The organism is Apilactobacillus waqarii, from assembly GCF_019061205.1.
Classification (GTDB): Bacteria; Bacillota; Bacilli; order Lactobacillales; family Lactobacillaceae; genus Apilactobacillus; species Apilactobacillus waqarii.
Map to the genome: position 1 here is coordinate 80,421 of NZ_JAHQYH010000006.1, position 18,157 is coordinate 98,577.

The 18,157-nt window shown below is 36.7% G+C and carries 13 protein-coding genes; 7 read left to right on the plus strand and 6 right to left on the minus strand.

Features of this window, described 5'->3' with window-relative positions; all coding sequences use genetic code 11:
* Window positions 1-11: 11 nt before the first annotated feature.
* Complete coding sequence (locus KTJ72_RS05215) at window positions 12-9,353, minus strand: DUF1542 domain-containing protein (RefSeq protein ID WP_217304291.1); 9,342 nt, start codon at window positions 9,351-9,353, stop codon at window positions 12-14.
* A gap of 284 nt (window positions 9,354-9,637) precedes the next feature.
* Window positions 9,638-10,966, minus strand: a complete 1,329-nt coding sequence (locus tag KTJ72_RS05220) for an MFS transporter (RefSeq protein ID WP_217304292.1) — start codon at window positions 10,964-10,966, stop codon at window positions 9,638-9,640.
* 81 nt (window positions 10,967-11,047) lie between these two features.
* Here KTJ72_RS05220 and KTJ72_RS05225 point away from each other — a divergent pair, with 81 nt between their 5' ends.
* The gene (locus tag KTJ72_RS05225) at window positions 11,048-11,452 is read left to right on the plus strand and encodes a MerR family transcriptional regulator (RefSeq protein WP_217304293.1); all 405 of its coding nucleotides are present in this window, start codon (window positions 11,048-11,050) and stop codon (window positions 11,450-11,452) included.
* A gap of 14 nt (window positions 11,453-11,466) precedes the next feature.
* Here the strand turns inward: KTJ72_RS05225 and KTJ72_RS05230 are convergent, their stop codons facing one another.
* Together KTJ72_RS05230 and KTJ72_RS05235 are read right to left on the minus strand one after the other, a co-directional pair.
* Window positions 11,467-11,736 (minus strand): hypothetical protein, encoded by a 270-nt coding sequence (locus KTJ72_RS05230; protein WP_217304294.1) that lies wholly within the window; start codon window positions 11,734-11,736, stop codon window positions 11,467-11,469.
* 320 nt (window positions 11,737-12,056) lie between these two features.
* Complete coding sequence (locus KTJ72_RS05235; protein WP_217304295.1) at window positions 12,057-12,956, minus strand: histidine phosphatase family protein; 900 nt, start codon at window positions 12,954-12,956, stop codon at window positions 12,057-12,059.
* A 158-nt stretch (window positions 12,957-13,114) separates the two neighbouring features.
* Here KTJ72_RS05235 and KTJ72_RS05240 point away from each other — a divergent pair, with 158 nt between their 5' ends.
* From KTJ72_RS05240 to KTJ72_RS05255, 4 genes are all read left to right on the plus strand, one after another.
* Window positions 13,115-13,618: a GNAT family N-acetyltransferase gene (locus tag KTJ72_RS05240; RefSeq protein WP_217304296.1), complete on the plus strand. Its 504-nt coding sequence runs from the start codon at window positions 13,115-13,117 to the stop codon at window positions 13,616-13,618.
* A 104-nt stretch (window positions 13,619-13,722) separates the two neighbouring features.
* A complete protein-coding gene (locus KTJ72_RS05245; protein WP_217304297.1) occupies window positions 13,723-14,076 on the plus strand; it encodes a hypothetical protein in 354 nt (117 codons plus the stop codon).
* A gap of 11 nt (window positions 14,077-14,087) precedes the next feature.
* Window positions 14,088-14,573 carry a hypothetical protein gene (locus tag KTJ72_RS05250; RefSeq protein ID WP_217304298.1) on the plus strand — a complete coding sequence of 162 codons (486 nt, stop codon included), beginning with the start codon at window positions 14,088-14,090 and terminating at the stop codon, window positions 14,571-14,573.
* Between the two features lie 66 nt (window positions 14,574-14,639).
* Complete coding sequence (locus tag KTJ72_RS05255; RefSeq protein WP_217304299.1) at window positions 14,640-16,397, plus strand: DUF262 domain-containing protein; 1,758 nt, start codon at window positions 14,640-14,642, stop codon at window positions 16,395-16,397.
* Between the two features lie 19 nt (window positions 16,398-16,416).
* Here KTJ72_RS05255 and KTJ72_RS05260 read toward each other — a convergent pair whose 3' ends face one another.
* Window positions 16,417-16,698, minus strand: coding sequence for a hypothetical protein (locus KTJ72_RS05260; RefSeq protein ID WP_217304300.1), 282 nt, complete (start codon window positions 16,696-16,698; stop codon window positions 16,417-16,419).
* 198 nt (window positions 16,699-16,896) lie between these two features.
* Here KTJ72_RS05260 and KTJ72_RS05265 point away from each other — a divergent pair, with 198 nt between their 5' ends.
* Both KTJ72_RS05265 and KTJ72_RS05270 read left to right on the plus strand, forming a co-directional pair.
* Entirely contained in the window at window positions 16,897-17,241 is a 345-nt protein-coding gene (locus tag KTJ72_RS05265; protein ID WP_217304301.1) for a hypothetical protein, read from the plus strand.
* Between the two features lie 131 nt (window positions 17,242-17,372).
* Window positions 17,373-17,573: a hypothetical protein gene (locus KTJ72_RS05270; RefSeq protein ID WP_041152626.1), complete on the plus strand. Its 201-nt coding sequence runs from the start codon at window positions 17,373-17,375 to the stop codon at window positions 17,571-17,573.
* 168 nt (window positions 17,574-17,741) lie between these two features.
* On the opposite strand, the gene KTJ72_RS05275 is transcribed toward KTJ72_RS05270, so the two are convergent.
* Window positions 17,742-18,149, minus strand: coding sequence for a DDE-type integrase/transposase/recombinase (locus tag KTJ72_RS05275; protein WP_430385413.1), 408 nt, complete (start codon window positions 18,147-18,149; stop codon window positions 17,742-17,744).
* Window positions 18,150-18,157: the final 8 nt, after the last annotated feature.

The window sequence follows — 18,157 nt, forward strand, 5'->3', positions numbered from 1 at the left end:
TAAAGCAAATGTTATTTGATTTTTTGAACTAAGTTCTTGTTAGCACTGATGTAACTACCATTAGTTAATTGCAATCTGTAAGTAGTACCAACCTTCTTCACTGATTTAACGTTCAAAACAGTGCCGCGTTTGTATGACTTCACAGACTTAGTTAACTTAATGTTCTTGTAGGCACGGATTCTAGAACCGATTACGCGAACAGAACGAACCTTGCTGCTGTAGTACAAAGGTTTTACGTATGAAGGCTTAGTGGTGATGTAACCCCACTTCTTGTGATCTACTCTGAATAGACCCTTCTTGTTACGTACGATTTGGTATACCTTGTATCTCTTTAGTCCATTCTTGTTGGTAGTTTCACCAACAATTCTGAACATCACAGCGTTTGGACGTGCTTGCTTCTTGTAACCTTTGATTCTGTTCTTGTGATTGAAGTTGACACTTGAGTATCTGTAGAATCCTTTAACCATGTAAATGTTACGTGGTGTTGTTTGCTTACGAACCAAGTTCTTGTTGGCAGTAATGTAGTAACCGTTAGTTAATTGTAATCTGTAAGTACTACCATACTTCTTGACTGCTTTAACATTCAATACAGTTCCGTGCTTGTAGCCCTTCACAGCCTTACTTAACTTAACGTTCTTGTATTCACGGATTCCCTTACCAATAACCTTGATTTGTTGAACGTTGCTACGGTAGTACAAAGGTCTCATGTAAGAAGGTTTAGCAGTGATGTAACCCCACTTCTTACGGTCCACTTTGAATGAACCATTCTTCTTAACAACGATTTGGTATACCTTGTATCTCTTTACACCGTTCTTGTTGGTAGTTTCACCGATGATTCTAAACATCACAGCGTTTGGACGGGATGTAGACTTGTAACCTTGAACACGGTTCTTCTTAGTGAAGTTGGTGCTTAGGTATCTGTAGAAGTTCTTAACCATGTAAATATTACGTGGAATAGTTTGTTCTGGGCCACTTCCGTTGTTTTGCTTCTTGACGTGTTGAGCATCAATGATTTGGATTTGTTGAGCAATTGCTGAGTTAATGTCATCGGCATTAGGCAAACCATCAATGGTTGCTTGTGCGGCAGCTTGAGCACGATCAACGTTGTTCTTTTGACGTTGCTTTTCAGCCTTGATTAATGTCTTATCGGCATCAATAGCGGCCTTAATCTTGTTGGCTTCATTATTGATGGCATCCTTAGCAGCAACCTTTTGATCATCAACTGATTGACTGGAAACATGGTCTGCATCAATCTTTGCGTTGGTGTCGCTGATGATTTGGTTAATGCTATCGGCATCAGTAGCGTTAACAATTACTTGTTCTCCAGCAGACTTATCTGCATCAACCTTGGCCATTTGAGCATCCTTTTCAGATTGAGTCAATGTAGCATCGTTTGCGATGTCATTCTTAACCTTAGCGGCCTTGGCATCTAGGTCAGACTTAGCAGCACTCTTTTGGTCATCAACTGGTTTGCCTGGAACATAGTCAGAAGCAATCTTAGTATTACCATTGCTGATAGATTGGTTAATGCCGTCAGCGTCTGGTGCGTTGTCGATGGCTTGTTCAGCGGCAGCTTTATCAGCATCTACTTGAGCCATTTGAGCATCCTTTTCTGATTGGGTTAGAGTGGCATCATTTGCGATGTCATTCTTAACCTTAGCAGCTTTAGCGTCTAATTGAGCCTTTGCGTTGCTCTTTTGGTCTGGTAATGAAGTCTTGCCTGGAACGTAATCGGCGTCCATCTTGGCATTGCTGTCACTGACTGCTTGGTTAATACCATCAGCATCTAAGGCATCATCGATAGCCTTTTCACCAGCGGCCTTATCAGCATCAACATTAGAAATCTGGGCATCCTTTTCAGCCTTAGTTAATGTGGCGTCATTTAAGATGTCATTCTTAACCTTAGTAGCTTCTTCTTCCAGTTTAGCCTTGGCATTAGTCTTTTGATCACTCAATGAAACCTTACCTGGGACATATTGAGCATCAATTTCTTCGACACCTTGAGCAGTTAATTTATTGACGTTGTCAGCGTTAGTTTGAGCATCAACATTATCTTGGGATGCCTTGTCCTTGGCATCCACATTAGCCTTTTGTTGTGCCTTTTCAGCACTAGTTAATGTCTTGTCAGCATCAATGGTTGCCTTAGTCTTTTCGGCTTCAGCATCTAGTTGCTTCTTAGCAGCGTCCTTTTGGTCACTTAATGACTTACCTGGGACGTGATCAGCACTGATTTGCTTGTTACAATCAACCAATGCTTGGTTAATTGTGTCAGCATCTGTGGCATCATCAATTGCCTTTTCTCCAGCAGTCTTGTCAGCTTCAACCTTAGCAATTTGGGCATCTTTTTCTGATTGAGTCAATGTGGCGTCATTTGTAATGCCTTGCTTAGTCTTAGTAGCTTGGTCTTCCAATTGTTTTTTAGCAACATATTTTTGACTATCTACCGGTGTGCCTGATACGTGTTTCTTATCAACTTGAGCGTTAGTATCACTAACTGCCTTGTTGATGTTATCAGCTTCTGTGGAATTGTCGATAGCTTCTTTACCGGCTTTGACATCGGCATCGACCTTAGCCTTTTGAACATCTTTTTCATCACTGGTTAAGGTGTTATCTGCGTCGATATCATTCTTAACATTGGTTGCTTCGGCATCTAGTTGAGCTTTGGCGTTGCTCTTTTGAGTATCTACTGAAGTTCCTTTAACGTGGTCGGAAGTAATCTTATTATTTCCATCGGCAATTGCCTTGTTAATTGAATCAGCATCTGTGGCAGCATCAACCGCATTTTCAGCAGCAAACTTGTTAGCATCTACCTTGGCAATTTGAGCATCCCTTTGTGCTTGAGTTAATGTTACATCATTTTGGATGTCTTTCTTAACTTTAGTAGCTTGTGCTTCTAATTGTTTCTTAGCATCGGACTTTTGGTCATCTACTGATTTTCCTGAATTGTGGTCGCTAGAAATATTCTTGTTACCATTATCAGTTGCTTCCTTAACGCCTTCCGCATCTGAAGCGTTATCGATTGCCTTTTCTGCAGCTGTCTTATCAGCTTCTACTTGAGCAGTTTGGGCATCTTTTTCTGCCTTAGTTAACGTTACATCGTTTGCGATGTCGTTCTTAACCTTAGTTGCTTGGTCATCTAGTTGATTTTTAGCATTACTCTTTTGATCTTGTAATGATACTTTACTTGGAACGTGTTCACTAGCAATTTTTCCTTTATCTTCGTTATCGCTATTACCCCCGTTATATTCTTTAACCAAGCCGTTAATACTATCTGCGTCTGCAGAATTTTCAATAGCATCTTTACCAGACTTTACATCATCATCAACCTTAGCTTTTTGAGCAGATTTTTCATCATTAGTTAGGGTGTTGTCATCATCGATATCTTTCTTTATCTTTGCCGCTTGTTCATCCAGTTTATATTTTGCAGTCTTCTTTTGGTCTGACAATGGTGTTCCTGGTACGTGTGCACCATCAATATCCTTGTTAGCATCACTAAGTGCTTTGTTGATGCTATCTGCATCCGTTGCGTTGTTAATGGCTTGCTTACCAGAGGCAACATCTGCATCAACCTTAGCACTTTGTGCTTTCTTTTGGTCGGAAGTTAACGTTGTATCATTTGCGATATCTTGCTTCTTCTTTTCAGCTTCAGTATCTAATTGAGAAGTTGCATTACTCTTTTGTGTATCTACAGAGTCTTTTGGTTGGTGGTCATTTTCAATCCTACTATTGGCATCACTCAATGCATCATTAATGCCGTCAGCGTCGGTTGCACTATTAATAGCATTCATACCGTTTGTAACATCTTGGTCAACCTTATCAATTTGTGCTTTCTTTTGGTCGGAAGTTAATGTTGCATCATTTGCGATGACTTGCTTAGTTTGATTTGCTTGTGCATTTAATTTATCTTGCGCAGCAGTCTTTTGGTCTGACAATGGGGTACCGGAAACATGTTCACCATCAATAGCCTTTTTGGCATCAGCGATTGATTGGTTGATGTCATCGGCATTTGATTGCTTGTCAATGGCATCCTTACCAGCTTGGACATCATTATCAACCTTGGCCTTTTGAGCATCTTTGTCAGATTTACTCAAAGTTGGGTCATTATCGATATCTTGTTTAATCTTGTTAGCTTCAGCGTCTAATTGATTCTTAGCGGCATCTTGTTGGTCCTTAACTGATGTACCTAATTTGTGTTGGCCATCAATATTAGTATTACCATCTTTGATTGCATTGTTGATTTCATCTGCATTTGAAGCATCATCAATCTTAGCTTGGGCAGCTTTATTTGCATCATCAACATTCTTCTTTTGTTGTGCTTTTTCAGCACTAGTCAAAGTGTCATCAGAGTCAATAGCTGCCTTAATCTTGTTGGCTTCTGCATCCATTTGTGACTTAGCATCAGACTTTTGGTCAGCCACAGACTTACCTGATTTGTGTTCACCATCAATCTTTTGGTTACTACTTTCGACAGTTTGTTTGATACCTTCTGCATCGGAGGATGCATCAATAGCCTTCTTACCAGCGTCAACATCGGCATCAATGGCTGCCTTTTGATCATCTTTTTCTGCTTGACCTAAGGTGTTGTCAGCATCAATTTGCCCCTTAATCTTGTTGGCTTCGTTGTCTAGGTCATTCTTCTTGGCAGCCTTTTGATCAGCCAAGGATTTGCCTGAAGTGTGGTCACCATTGATTTTAGTTGTAGTGTCACTGATTAACTTGTTGATATCATCAGCGTCTTTTGCACCATCAATAGCCTTTTCGCCGGCGTCTCTATCAGCTTCAACCTTGGCACTTTGGGCATCCTTTTCAGCTTGAGTCAATGTCGCATCGTTTGCGATATCTTGTTTAGTTTTAGCTGCTTGGTCGTCCAATTGTTTCTTAGCAGCAGCCTTTTGGTCATCAACTAATTTACCTGGAACATGGTCAGCATTGATTTGATTGTTACCAGCATCAATAGCTTTCTTGACACCTTCAGCGTCAGAGGCAGAATCGATTGTCTTTTCAGCCGCTTCCCTATCAGCATCTACCTTGGCAGTTTGAGCGTCCTTTTCAGATTGGGTCAATGTGTTATCGTTTGCGATATCTTGTTTTACCTTAGCTGCTTGGTCGTCCAATACCTTCTTATTACTTGCCTTTTGATCATCTACAGATGCATGTGAAACGTGGTCGACAGAAATCTTATCTTTGTTCTCTTTAATTAAACCGTTAATGCTATCAGCATCAGCTGCGTTGTCGATTGCTTGTTTGCCGGCATTTGTATCAGCATCAACCTTGGCCCTTTGCGCATCCTTATCAGCTTGAGTTAATGTGGCATCGTTTGCGATGTCTTGTTTAATCTTAGCTGCTTGAGCATCCAATTGTGACTTAGCGTCAGACTTTTGGTCGTCTAAACTCTTGTCTGATTGGTGTACATCATCAATGTCTTTCACACTTTGAGTGATTTGGTTATGGATGTCATCCACATTTGTTAGGCCATCAATCTTATCTTGGTAAGCAGCGCTCACACTATCAACCTTGCTCTTTTGTTGAGCCTTTTCTTCACTGGTTAATGTTGGGTCTGCATCAATTTCAGACTTAATCTTAGTAGCTTCAGCTTGAATAGATGCCTTAGCGTCAGCTTTTTGTTCGTCAATTGACTTACCAGGTTTGTGGTCTGATGCAATCTTGCTGTTACCATCACTGATTGCTTGGTTAACAGCATCGGCATCCTTAGCGTTATCAATGGCTGTTTCAGCTGAGTCTTTGTCAGCATCAACCATTGCGCTTTGTTCATTCTTTTCAGCTTGAGTTAATGTGGCATCGTTTGCGATGTCTTGTTTAATCTTGGCAGCTTGGGCATCTAATTGAGCTTTGGCATTAGCCTTTTGATCAGGTAATGAAGTCTTACCTGGAACGTATTGGGCATCAATGTCTTTAACACCTTGGTCGTATGCAGACTTAATACCATCAGCATTGGTTGCGGCATTAATCTTATCTTCGGCGGCTGCCTTAACACTTTCCACATTACTCTTTTGTTGGTCTTTTTCTTTACCAGTTAATGAAACATCAGCATCGATTTGGTTCTTAACCTTGGTTGCTTCAGCATCCAAGTTAGTGTTGTTAGAATCCTTTTGATTATCAACTGAGCTTCCTGGTTGGTGGTCGTTAGCGATTTTGCCACTGTTATCACTTAATGCTTTATTGATGCTATCAGCATCAGTAGCGTTTTGGATTGCTTGTTTACCAGCAGATGCGTCAGCATCTACCTTGGCAGTTTGAACATCCTTTTGAGCTTGAGTTAATGTTGAATCGTTTGCGATAGCTTGCTTAACCTTAGCTGCTTGAGCATCTAATTGATTTAAAGCATCTGATCTTTGGCTATCCACTGGTGCCTTTGAAACGTGATCATTATCAATGTTGCTTGTTCCAACACTAATTGCTTTATTAACACTGTCGGCATCACTTGCATTATCAATTGCCTTTGAAGCGGCATCTGCGTCGGCATTTACCTTAGCAGTTTGAGCGTTTTTTTCAGCTTGAGTTAATGTCGTATCGTTTACGATAGCTTGCTTAATCTTGTTGGCTTCATTAGTAATTTGTGACTTAGCAGTAGATTTTTGCGTATCTAATGGTGTACCTGATACGTGTTTACCATCAACGTCTTGGATACCATGATTCTTTGCTGCATTGATATCGTCGGCGTTTGTTAAACCATCAATATTAGCTTGGTCGGCATTAGCTGCTGAATCGACAGCATTCTTTTGTTGATCTTTTTCAGCGCTAGTCAAACTAGTATCAGCATCGATTGCTGCCTTAACCTTATTGGCTTCGTCTTGAATGGCTTGCTTAGCAGATGATTTTTGAGATTCAATTGAGTCTCCTGCTTGATGATCCTTAGCCATCTTAGTATTACCATCACTGATTGCTTGGTTAACGGCATCAGCATTTTGCGCGTTATCAATAGCTTGTTCTGCCGCAGCTTTATCTGTGGCTAACTGAGCCATTTGAGCGCTCTTTTGGTCTTGAGTTAGTGTTGAATCATTTTCGATGGCTTGCTTAATCTTAGCTGCATCATCATTTAGTTGTGACTTTGCACTAGATTTTCGAGAATCAACTGATTGTCCAGGTTGATGGTCTGCATCCATATTCAAAATACCGTCGCTGATTGATTTACTAATACCATCAACGTCTTGGGCATTATCAATAGCTTGTTCTGCTGTAGATTTATCTTCCGTCAACTGATCAATTTGGTCATTCTTCTGTTCTTGCGTTAACGTAGCATCATTTTCGATATCATTCCTAATCTTAGTTGCTTCGGCGTCTAATTGAGCTTTGGCTTTAGACTTTTTATCAGCTAAGGTTGTAGTACTTGTCGCATGAGCTGAATCAATATCTCTCTTACCTTGATTTAATGCATCATTTATACCATCTGCTGTAGTTGCTGCATCAATTTTGGCTTGAGCAGCTGCATTGACATCATCCACTTTTTTCTTTTGACTAGTCTTTTCGTTGCTGGTCAATGTATTATCAGAATCGATAGCTGCTTTAATCTTGTTGGCTTCATCATTTAGTTGTGATTTAGCAGTGGTTTTTTGACTACTTATAGCTGGACCAGGTACGTATTCACTACTAATTTTATTTACACCTTGATTACGAATATCCGCTATATTTGCTGCATCACTAGCAGCTTGTAGTTGACTAGTGTAGTTATTCTTATCTGCGACAACGTTTTGCACTTGTTGACTGACTTTATCTTTATCTAATGTATTGTCAGATTGAATTCTATTAGTAGTATCTGTAGCAGCATTATTAATATCATTAATAGCCGACTTAATAGTAGCCTGCAATTCAATTTTTTTAATAGAATTAATTCCGTCTGATAAAATACCAGATATTTGGCTCGATTGAGAAATACCCATTAAATTCGATTGTGATGTTTGAAAAGCACTCATAATCGAATTATTAGCAGATTGCTTATCATTAGAAGATAAACTTGCAAGATTTGAAACGTTGTTTGTTGATGTTGTTGATTGATTGTTTAATTGTGTAATAGCGTTAGATAATGAACTATTATCCGCTCTATATGAATTTTGAATAGAATTCAATTGAGAAATAAAGTCTCCATCTGTCGTAATTGCATTAATTTGTGACGTGTAGTTATTGATAAGTTGAGTGGTTTGATTCAATGGAGATGTTTGGTTTAAATCGTATAATTCATTGAATCGCAATTGGGATAACAATTGCGAATTAAAATCGTTACCGAATTGGTTATAAGTCAAACTTCTAGTGGATGAAAAGGCTATTTCAGTACTATAATTCCAAAGACTTCCATCAGAATGTTCTCTATGAGTTGACATAAATGCAGAAATCCAGTCACCAGGGGTTACCTTAACAGGATTCACATATACAGCGATATCAATATTTCCACCAACGACTTTACCAGTAGAATACTTAACATAGTATTGACCATTATTGTTAGTCAACATTCTTGTACCATCAGCATTGGTAACTGTTACTTGATTAACCTTATTAGATAGGTTAGGACTTGTATTTATAGCGAATTCTAGAACCCGATTGGCTCCACCGGTTTTTGTAATTACTTTGGAACCAAATTGAAAGTTAATAACATAATTACCAGTTGTGTAATCGTATGTGACACCTGTATATTTCAATTTTGTATTTGCAGTTGCATCCGAATAATCTTTTTTAGGTCCACTAATATAGGTATCACTATCTTGAGGAGCATCTGAACTTCCATCTCTAAATGATAGTCCTGAATTACTATCGTCTGAGCTAGATGAAGAACTTGTTAAAGCATCGTCTGATGATGTTGATGAAGCGCCTGATTGTTGTGATGGGTTATCACCTGAGCTTTGAGCACTTTGATCAGCACTTGAACTAGCATTGCTGGGTGCATTTGAATCAGTGCTGTTTTGACCTGCAACGTGGCTTGCATCAATGTTGTTCTTACCATCACTTAGTGCTTGGTTAATGCTGTTAACATCTGTGGCACTATCAATTGATTGTTCACCAACGACCTTGTATGAATCTACTTCGGCTTTCTGACTATCTTTGTCAGATTGAGACAAAGAAGAATCGTTATTGATATCATCCTTGATTTTACTTGCTTCGGCGTCTAATTGAGACTTTGCATCACTTTTTTGATTATCGATTGTTGAATTATTTTGATTAGTATTTGAATTTGCGGAAACCTGAGTTTCACTAGCATATGCCAGGTTTTGATTGGATTGTATTATAGCAGTTGCTCCAATTAATGAAAATGAAGCAACAGATAATATAACCCAATTTTTCTTTACTTTTCTCATAATTTTCTTGTCAGAATTTTTTCTGAACTGTTTGTGATTATATAGCATTTTATAAGCCTCCCCCTGTTAAAACATCTTCAATTTATGTGAGTATAAACCTAAAATTAACTAAATTAAAGGAACGTGAAACGTACATAAGAACCGCATCTCCCTATATTTTATAATTTTTCTTTAATGATATTTATTTTAAAGTTGATTTGAAGGCATCAGCAGGATAGAAAACATTAGAAAATAAAATGTTTAAGTTTTTTTAAAGTTTGTCCAGACATACTATTTTTAGAAAAATATCTAATTTTTTGAAATAAAAAGACCGCCCAAATGAGCAGTCTTTTTTATTTGCGATGAAGTCGTTTGATATTAATTGCCATAATTAATGGAACTAACATCAATAGCGACATTAATAGTGTTTGATAGTGATAAGCGGTAATCACATTGGCGATGCCGGCTGTCAAAGTCACCACTAGTGACAATAGAATGGAACTCCCTAGTTGATGGAAAACGTTAACCGCACTGGATGTCGCCCCACCCAATTCCTTCGGCGTATTGGCAACTCCTGATACTGTCAGTGGACCAAAGGAGAAGCCTTGACCGATTCCAATCACAATCATTGGTAGTGCCACTGAAATCATATAGCCGTGTTTTAAATCTAAACCGAATAGCATTAAGACACCCATTAAGGTCACTATGGTCCCAAACAACAATAGGTTTTCGTTTTTATACTTACTTGATAGCTTGGATTGAAGCATCCCAAACAAGAATTGCGGAATCGTTTCTGGCATGAAACCAAATGCGGAAAGTAGCGGCGTGAAGCCATAGTACTTTTGTAGTACTTGTGGGACTAAAAAGAAGAATGAAAACATTGATCCGATATAAAAGAATCTAGCGATATATGCGGATACACGTTCTTGGTCCTTGAAGATGGCCATTGGCATGATTGGATTATCAATCTTGACCTCACGGAATAAGAAGATGACCAATAACACGATAAAAATGGCGATAAATAGTCCCTTGTGTCCTGTACCGTTAATTGCATTAACCAATGATAAGATGGCTAGTACGGACAAAATTGAGCCGATGTAGTCCAAATGAGCATGCACTTGGGCGTTTACCTTTGGCACGAAGAAAATGGTCAATAGAATCAATAAAATGCCCAGTGGCACGTTGATCAGAAAACCTAGTCGCCAGGAATAAAACGTGGTCACTAATCCCCCAATGATTAGTCCAACACTGGCACCCAATCCGGCGGTCACACCGTAAAATGAAATGGCCTTTTCTCGTTTCTTACCTTCATAGGTATCAAGTAGCAACGCCAATGATGTTGGTGCTAGAATTGCGGAACCAATTCCTTGAAAAGCACGCATAACGATAATGAATAAGCCGTTTGGTGCGAGACCGACTAGTAGTGAGAATAACGTAAAGATGACCAGACCTATTAAGAAGATTGGCTTTCTGCCGTACAAATCACCCAAACGACCACCTAGTAACAACAGACTACCAAAGACCAATGCATAGATATTAGTAATCCATGCAATACTTTGACTAGTCATGTGCAAACTACTGGCGATTTGAACCGTACTAGTAAATACGACAGAATTATCCAATAAAATCAAAAAATAGCTAATTAAAATAATTGGCAAAATAATGCCAAATTTATACTTCATGCTTGTATCCCCCTAAAAATATGATAAAGTAATCATATTACTTAAAGCCTACTTTAAGGCAAGACATTGAGGTGAAAAAATTTGAACATTAAAGAAGCCAGTCAAATTACCGGTGTGCCAGCATCTACCATCCGTTATTACGAAAAAGAAAGCATTATCCCTACCGTCGACAGAAACGAATCCGGTGTCCGCGACTTCGATGATCATGCGATTAGACGAATTAGTTTTGCGAAGAAAATGCGTGATGCCGGAATGGAAATCAGCGCTTTAAAGCAATACATTAACCTATTCGACAACGTCGAAAATAGTGAAGATGAACAATTAGCCCTACTAGTCGAACAAAAGCGTCTAATGGAAGAAAAACGCGATAAAATGCAAGATGCCATCGACCACTTAGCACATAAAATTAAAAACTTTGACACCCACATGTTAAGAATCGAAGACGAATTAAGAACAATGAAGGCAAATAAAAAAGAACGACTATAACAGTCGTTCTTTTGTTATGCTTGTTTTTCTTTTGCAGCTACGAAATAGTAGAAGATGTAGCTAACAGTCCAAACGAAGATGAACACGAAAAAGATTAGGAGTGCTTTTACATCTAATTCGATGTTGAAGTTCAAGAATCCCTTTATATTGATAATGTTAAAACCTAATAATGATTCCCAGGCACCCTTTGCGTGCACCAAAAGTTCTACAAAACTATCAAGTAAAATTAGAAATAAATACAAGATGGTACCATATGAGAACCAATTAAATGTTTTTTTTAACATATTCTTCCTCCCAAATATCGGTTACTATCATTATACACAAAAAGCAATCCATTGTCGGATTGCTTTTTTGTTTTACCTTGGCTAATTCTATGAATGCGAGGCCTAACAGCACTGTAAGTAAAGGATGAGGTAAAGGATTAAATTCCTCATGGCGTGATGTTAATTATTAATAGTGATTACGGAAACTATAATCGATCAATTAATCTTTTCGGCTGGAGATAAACGACAATTACCTACCATAATCACCATGCATCCAGTCGACGAATTAGCCAAGTTTTGGCATTTCTTCATATTATTCGTTCAAAATACAAGTCACTTAATTATTTTTCGTAATCAACTTTCATGCTAGCTGATTCCTTGACCTTGTGGCTTTGTAGATACTTAGCACCCTTTTGGGCGTAACTTAGATCACCAATCTTTCCAAATGTAACCTTACCGGTCTTTACGTTGTAGTAGACTTTGGTAACGCCTGAGTTAGGAATTGAACCAGTGCTTAGTAATTGTTTATCTGCTTTACTTAAGTTGTGGTCGTACTTCGATAGGTAAGCAGCAATAACGTATCCTGAACTTACCACTAGAGCATTTTTACCATCTTTATTCTTAGTTAATTTAGCAACCCTCTTAATTCCGGCTGCTTCTCTTTTAATTACTTGGTTTGCAGATTCAGCTCGGTCAGCCTTTGGAAGTGAATCGCTATCTTTATCGATTTCATAAATAGCTTGGATTGTCTTTGGTACAAATTGAGTACCAAACTTCTTTGATAGTGATGCATCGTCTTTAACATGATAATAATCATTCACAAGTTTGTCGCTTTGATCACCATTGTATAATTCGTACTTACCACTACCAGCCTCTCTAAACTGAGGACTTTCTAACACTGTTAGTTTACTATTACCTGAATAGTCCAACATGTCCTTGATGGTGTTCAAATGGCGAACCAGTTTACCACATGCTGCTTCTGTGAAGTGAACTCCACGAAGTCCTGCTCCCACCTGTTTAGCAACTAAGTCACCCCGTGGTGTTAATGGATAGTCATCCCATCCTTCGTTTAAAGTTAAAACATTCCCGGTGGTCTGCCCATGTCGAGCAAGATATAACGTCACGACGTCGCCACTCTTCTTGGCACTTGATACTTTACTCTTGGCTGAAGCGGCCACCCCAGTACTTGAAAGTGTTAAAAATAGCAATAAGCCACTCATTAATTTGGCTTTGGAAATCATTAGTGTCATCTCCTGATGAATTATTTATGGAACATCTTTAATATATTCCTGCCATGTAAATTCGCTATAAAAATTATGTAAAAGTTATGTAAATATAAACAGTGCATTTTTAGATACCTTAGGGTATACTGAAATCAAAATGCTAGGAAGTGATAATTATGAATAATATCGCTGAATTTAAGCTAGATAGACAAAATTATGGTCTAGCGTTAGTCGAAGAATTTATGTCCACCGAAATTTACGACATCATTAATAAAGACCGCGAAGAATTAGCCAAGTGGCTACCATGGTCTAAGGACATGCGATCAATTGATGACGAAGCAAAATTCATTCGCTATGCTAAGGAAAACAATATATTTGTTCTAGCAATTTTAAATGGCGCAAAACCAGTCGGTATGATTGATCTACACAATGTGGATGAAGTGAACCATACCGCTGAAATTGGCTACTGGTTATCCAGTGAATATCAAGGTAAAGGGATCATGTACAACAGTGTGCAATCACTTGTTAGTTATGCATTTAACTTCTTTGATATGGAAAAGCTAATTATTAAAGCTGAAGTTGAAAATGAATCAAGCAGACACGTTGCTGAACGTGCTGGATTCACATTCCAAAAAACAGAAGAACCATTTGCGATTTATGCAAAACAAAAGAACGGCTAGGAATAGCCGTTCTTTTTATTTACACTAAGTATAATTTGACCATTTAAATAAATAACAAAAGTATTATAATATAATTATAAAAATTTAATCAAGGCGGTAAGATAATGGACACTGAAGAATTAATTAATCAATATAAAGACCTAATGGAAGAAAAAAAAGGCATAAACACATTGGAAAAACTTTTAGATAAAGCAATGTCACAATTAAATGACTATAAAGACCTAGAAAATAAGCTTTTCGATGAGGCTGAAAAATTTGATGACTTGGAAGGAATGAAAAAGATTCATAGAGAACTAAATGGAATTCGTGATGAAATTGTTTCCACTGCAGGACAACAAGACGACTTACAAGCTCATAAAGAAAACTTCCAACAAAGAATGGATATATTTAAAAAACTTGTTAAGTCATCTGGTACAACTTTAACTGAACTTAAAAGCTTAATTAAAGAAAGAAAATAGGAGATAGTTCTATGGATGAATTTAGAGATAAGATTGATAGATTAAACGAAGCTAATCATGAATACGAATTATCTATTCGCAACTTAAAAAGAGCAATGAAACGAAAAGATAAAGCCGAAAAAGCTGTATTAGAATTACAAAAAGAAGTAGACGGCGTTCAAAACAAATTAGACATAGTTGAAAATGCATTAGACGGAATGCGAGATGTCCAAGGATATACCATTGCAGATTTATTCAATCCAGATTTTTTAGGCAAACACACAGACTACACGGATTGTGATGAATTCTTTGGAGATTCTGGCATTACACCTGAGCAATTACTTCACTACCAAAAATATCCAAAAATTGCTAGCAAAATAGCTAAAGATATGACAGATTTCGATAACTTTGATGATTTTGTTAAAGAAGCTGTATTGGAATATAACTTAAAAAATCATGGTATTAATGAAATTCCAGACTTTGTTAGAAAAGGAACAGATCTTAAATTTAAAAAATAAAAAGCTGTTAAACAGGCGTTAAATCGATGTTAAAATGTCATAGTAAATATATATTAGGAGATTACTATGAGCGATTACAAAACTATGAACTCAACTATTTCATCATTACAAAATAGATTAGTTCTGCCAAAATTTCAAAGAGGATACGTATGGACTGAAACAAAACAGTTAGAATTAATTGAAAGCCTACATAAGGGATATCCATTTGGCGCCTTATTAACTTACGCTCCTATGGGAAGCGATGAAGAAAAACTATTAGATGGTCAACAAAGATGGACAACCATTATGGATTTTAAATACAATAAAGCAAAGTATTTCAAGAAGTTACAAAAAGAATCATATAACAAAACTTTTGATAAATTAAATAGCTTTATTGAAGACGGAAAATTAGTAACTAAAGAAGATTTTGACAGGCTACTTTCCTCTTCTAGCGATTACAGTACTGATAAAGAAGATTTATCAGATCTCGTCGATGATTATAAGATAAAGTACCAGTTCTCAAATGTATCATCTAAAGATATTAGACATACCATTAAAAGATTACAGGACGAGATGAATGAATACTTAAACGTTGACAGTTTGGAAGTTCCTATTATCCATTACTTTGGAAGTGAGGATAATATAGCAAATGTTTTCGAAAGTTTAAATAAAGGTGGTATAAAATTAACAAAGTACGAAATATATGCTGCCGCTTGGGACCATACTGAAATAAAGCTAAACAAGTCTAAACTACAAGAAGAATTGTTAAAAAATGTTGTTAATTTTTATATTGAGAAAAAAGAAGATACTGAAAATAGAGGATTAACTTTAGATAATTTTTCAAGCCAAGAATTCGCTGAAAATCGAGTTATTAACCTTTACGACCTCGGTGTTGGGTTAGGAAGAATGATTCAATCAAGACTACCCTCTCTCGTGGATGACACTGACACTGAAAAGATTCAAATTGGATTTGGTATTCTTGGTATTTATTCCAGTGTTGATCCAAAGACTTTAAATAAAATCGTTTCACACATAGATGATATTACCAATAATATTGAAGAAATATTGCAAAAGTCTACAGAAATTAGCATTTTACTTTCTAACATTTTCGATAAATTAATAAAACAAAATAGTAAAATAGACGCTTCAAAAATCGGTTACGAACGCGGATTAAGTACTGCGTACAAAACACTATCATATTTCGCTTCACTATGGGATTTAGAAAAGAATTCAAGTGAATATATAAAAACTGTTAACAATATACCTATTTACTATGTATATGACTTCGTTAGACGTGCTTGGACTAGTGCCGGTGATACACGTCTTTATGAATTTTATCCATCAAGAAAAGAGAGAATATACTCAGCAAGTGTAGAAAAGGAATCATTCGAAAACAGCTTTAAATCATGGATATTAGATGAAAATACCCAACAAATGAACTTCACAAACCGTGTAAGATCATTAGCAACTATCCATGCAAATCTAACATACTTATCAGATTTTATTAGTTTTGGAGAAAATTTACAGGTAGAACACATCTATCCAAAGCAAAGAGTTATTGATAATGATACTAACCATGAAATAATGTTAGGAAGAATAGGTAATGCTATGTATCTTCCTCAAAAAATGAATGTTAAGAAGAAAACAAAAACTCTGTATGAATATAAACCGGGTGAATATGAAACTGTTATGAAATTATCTTCTTACCCATCTAAAGAAGATTTTGAAAAAGCATTTTCAGAATTGGAAGACGGGAATCCAAATATTATGAATGACCTTATTATCGAAAGATCATTTTTAGTAGCGCAAAGTATCATTGAAAAATTAATGAATAAAAAGTTTTAAATAAAAAGAACGGCTAAATTTAGCCGTTCTTTTTATTTACCTTTAGCATGTAGTCCATGAATCCATATAAAGCCATCCAGATTAGCATGATGACAACAAAGTAAATCAATGTCTTCCATGTAATCAATAGGCTAAAGTTGAATTCTCCGGGGTTAAAATTCTTAACGACTCTTACGCCCATTAGAGTGCGCCAAGTAGATGGTGATTGATAGTAGAATCCTTCCAAAAATCCATCAATAATAGTTAAGATTACATATACCCCAATGCCAAGTGAAAACCATTTTCTCATCTTCATTTGCATAATGTAACCCACCTTTGCTATGTACTAACCACATAATAGCACAGCAATTCTTTCAGTTGTATTAAAAAATGCTATAAAAAGCATGTTATATCAACGTTTTAACGAGTTAATACAAAATGATGACAATAGTTTGTCATTTTCATTAAGTTTATAAAGTGGTATATTTTTATTACTACAAAAATCAAAGGAGGTGCCATGATGAAGGCAATCAGAAACATTATTATTTTAGTATTCCTTGCTGTGCTTATTTTTGTTGTCCTACCTGTGGGAAAAGATTTCTACATCCAAACATCTTTAAGCAAACAAGCTAGTTCAGCCATCAGCAACCAACAAGAACTAAAGAAAGTTGCCTCTAACGAGTCAACTTACGTGTACTTAACTCAACACAATAGTGATCGTATCTACAATTCAGACTCAGATACTGGTAAAGGAGATACCTACCGTTACTCCGCCAAATATGGTGACAAGAACATCACACTTACTGGTACCCTATCCAACGCTGGATTTAAGGTAAAACTAGATAAAGTTGAAATCACACAATAATAAAAAGCTCTCCGTTTGGGAGGGCTTTTTTTATTTTAATTTTTATCGAACTAAATACTGAACACTTCACATCTATGGTGCTACTATATAGTTGGATTCAGATATAAATTGAATTGATAGAGGCGATTAATATGACTGAATCAGAAATTATAGATGGAATTAAGCAAGTAAAGACAACACCAGGTATGATTGATTACCTAAGAACATTATTGAAGAAGGGTCGTAAAGAAGACCCTACTGATGTTCACACATTCCATGATTTTGAAAAGGCATTGTATGATTACAACAATCATCAATACCAAACTCATAACCAAGCAGACAATTCACTATAATCTTATTAAGCCAAAGAGGGTCTTATGATGATGAAGAGATTTCGAATTCATGATTGCACTACTTTGTTACTTGATAGATTTTCAATATAATGTAGAGACATTCTAAATAAAAAAGACGCCCAGTGGTGATGTGCACCCCAAAAGTTGTACATTATTATATTGTTTTTCCTAGGCGGAAAGTTTCCGGTATTGAACCGGTGACTTTCCGCCTAGTTTTGTTTTAATACGATGATTATTGTAATAATCAATCCATATTTTCATTGATGAAATTAAATCCTCTTTAAAGTCATAATTACAGTCCATGATTTCAGCTTTCATAATATGGAAAAATGATTCCATAGGTGAGTTATCAATACAATTTCCCTTACGGGACATGCTTTGAAATATTTTATTCTTCTTAAGCTCTTTTTGCCAGATGTGACTTTGATACTGAGCTCCCTGATCACTATGAATGGTCGTTCTGTATGGTAAACCCTTAACTAATTGAATAACTTCTTTCAGCGGCTTCATAACACAGTTCATATTTGGATGGCTGCTAATGTTATAGGATATTATTTCACCAGAAAATAAATCCATAATAGGTG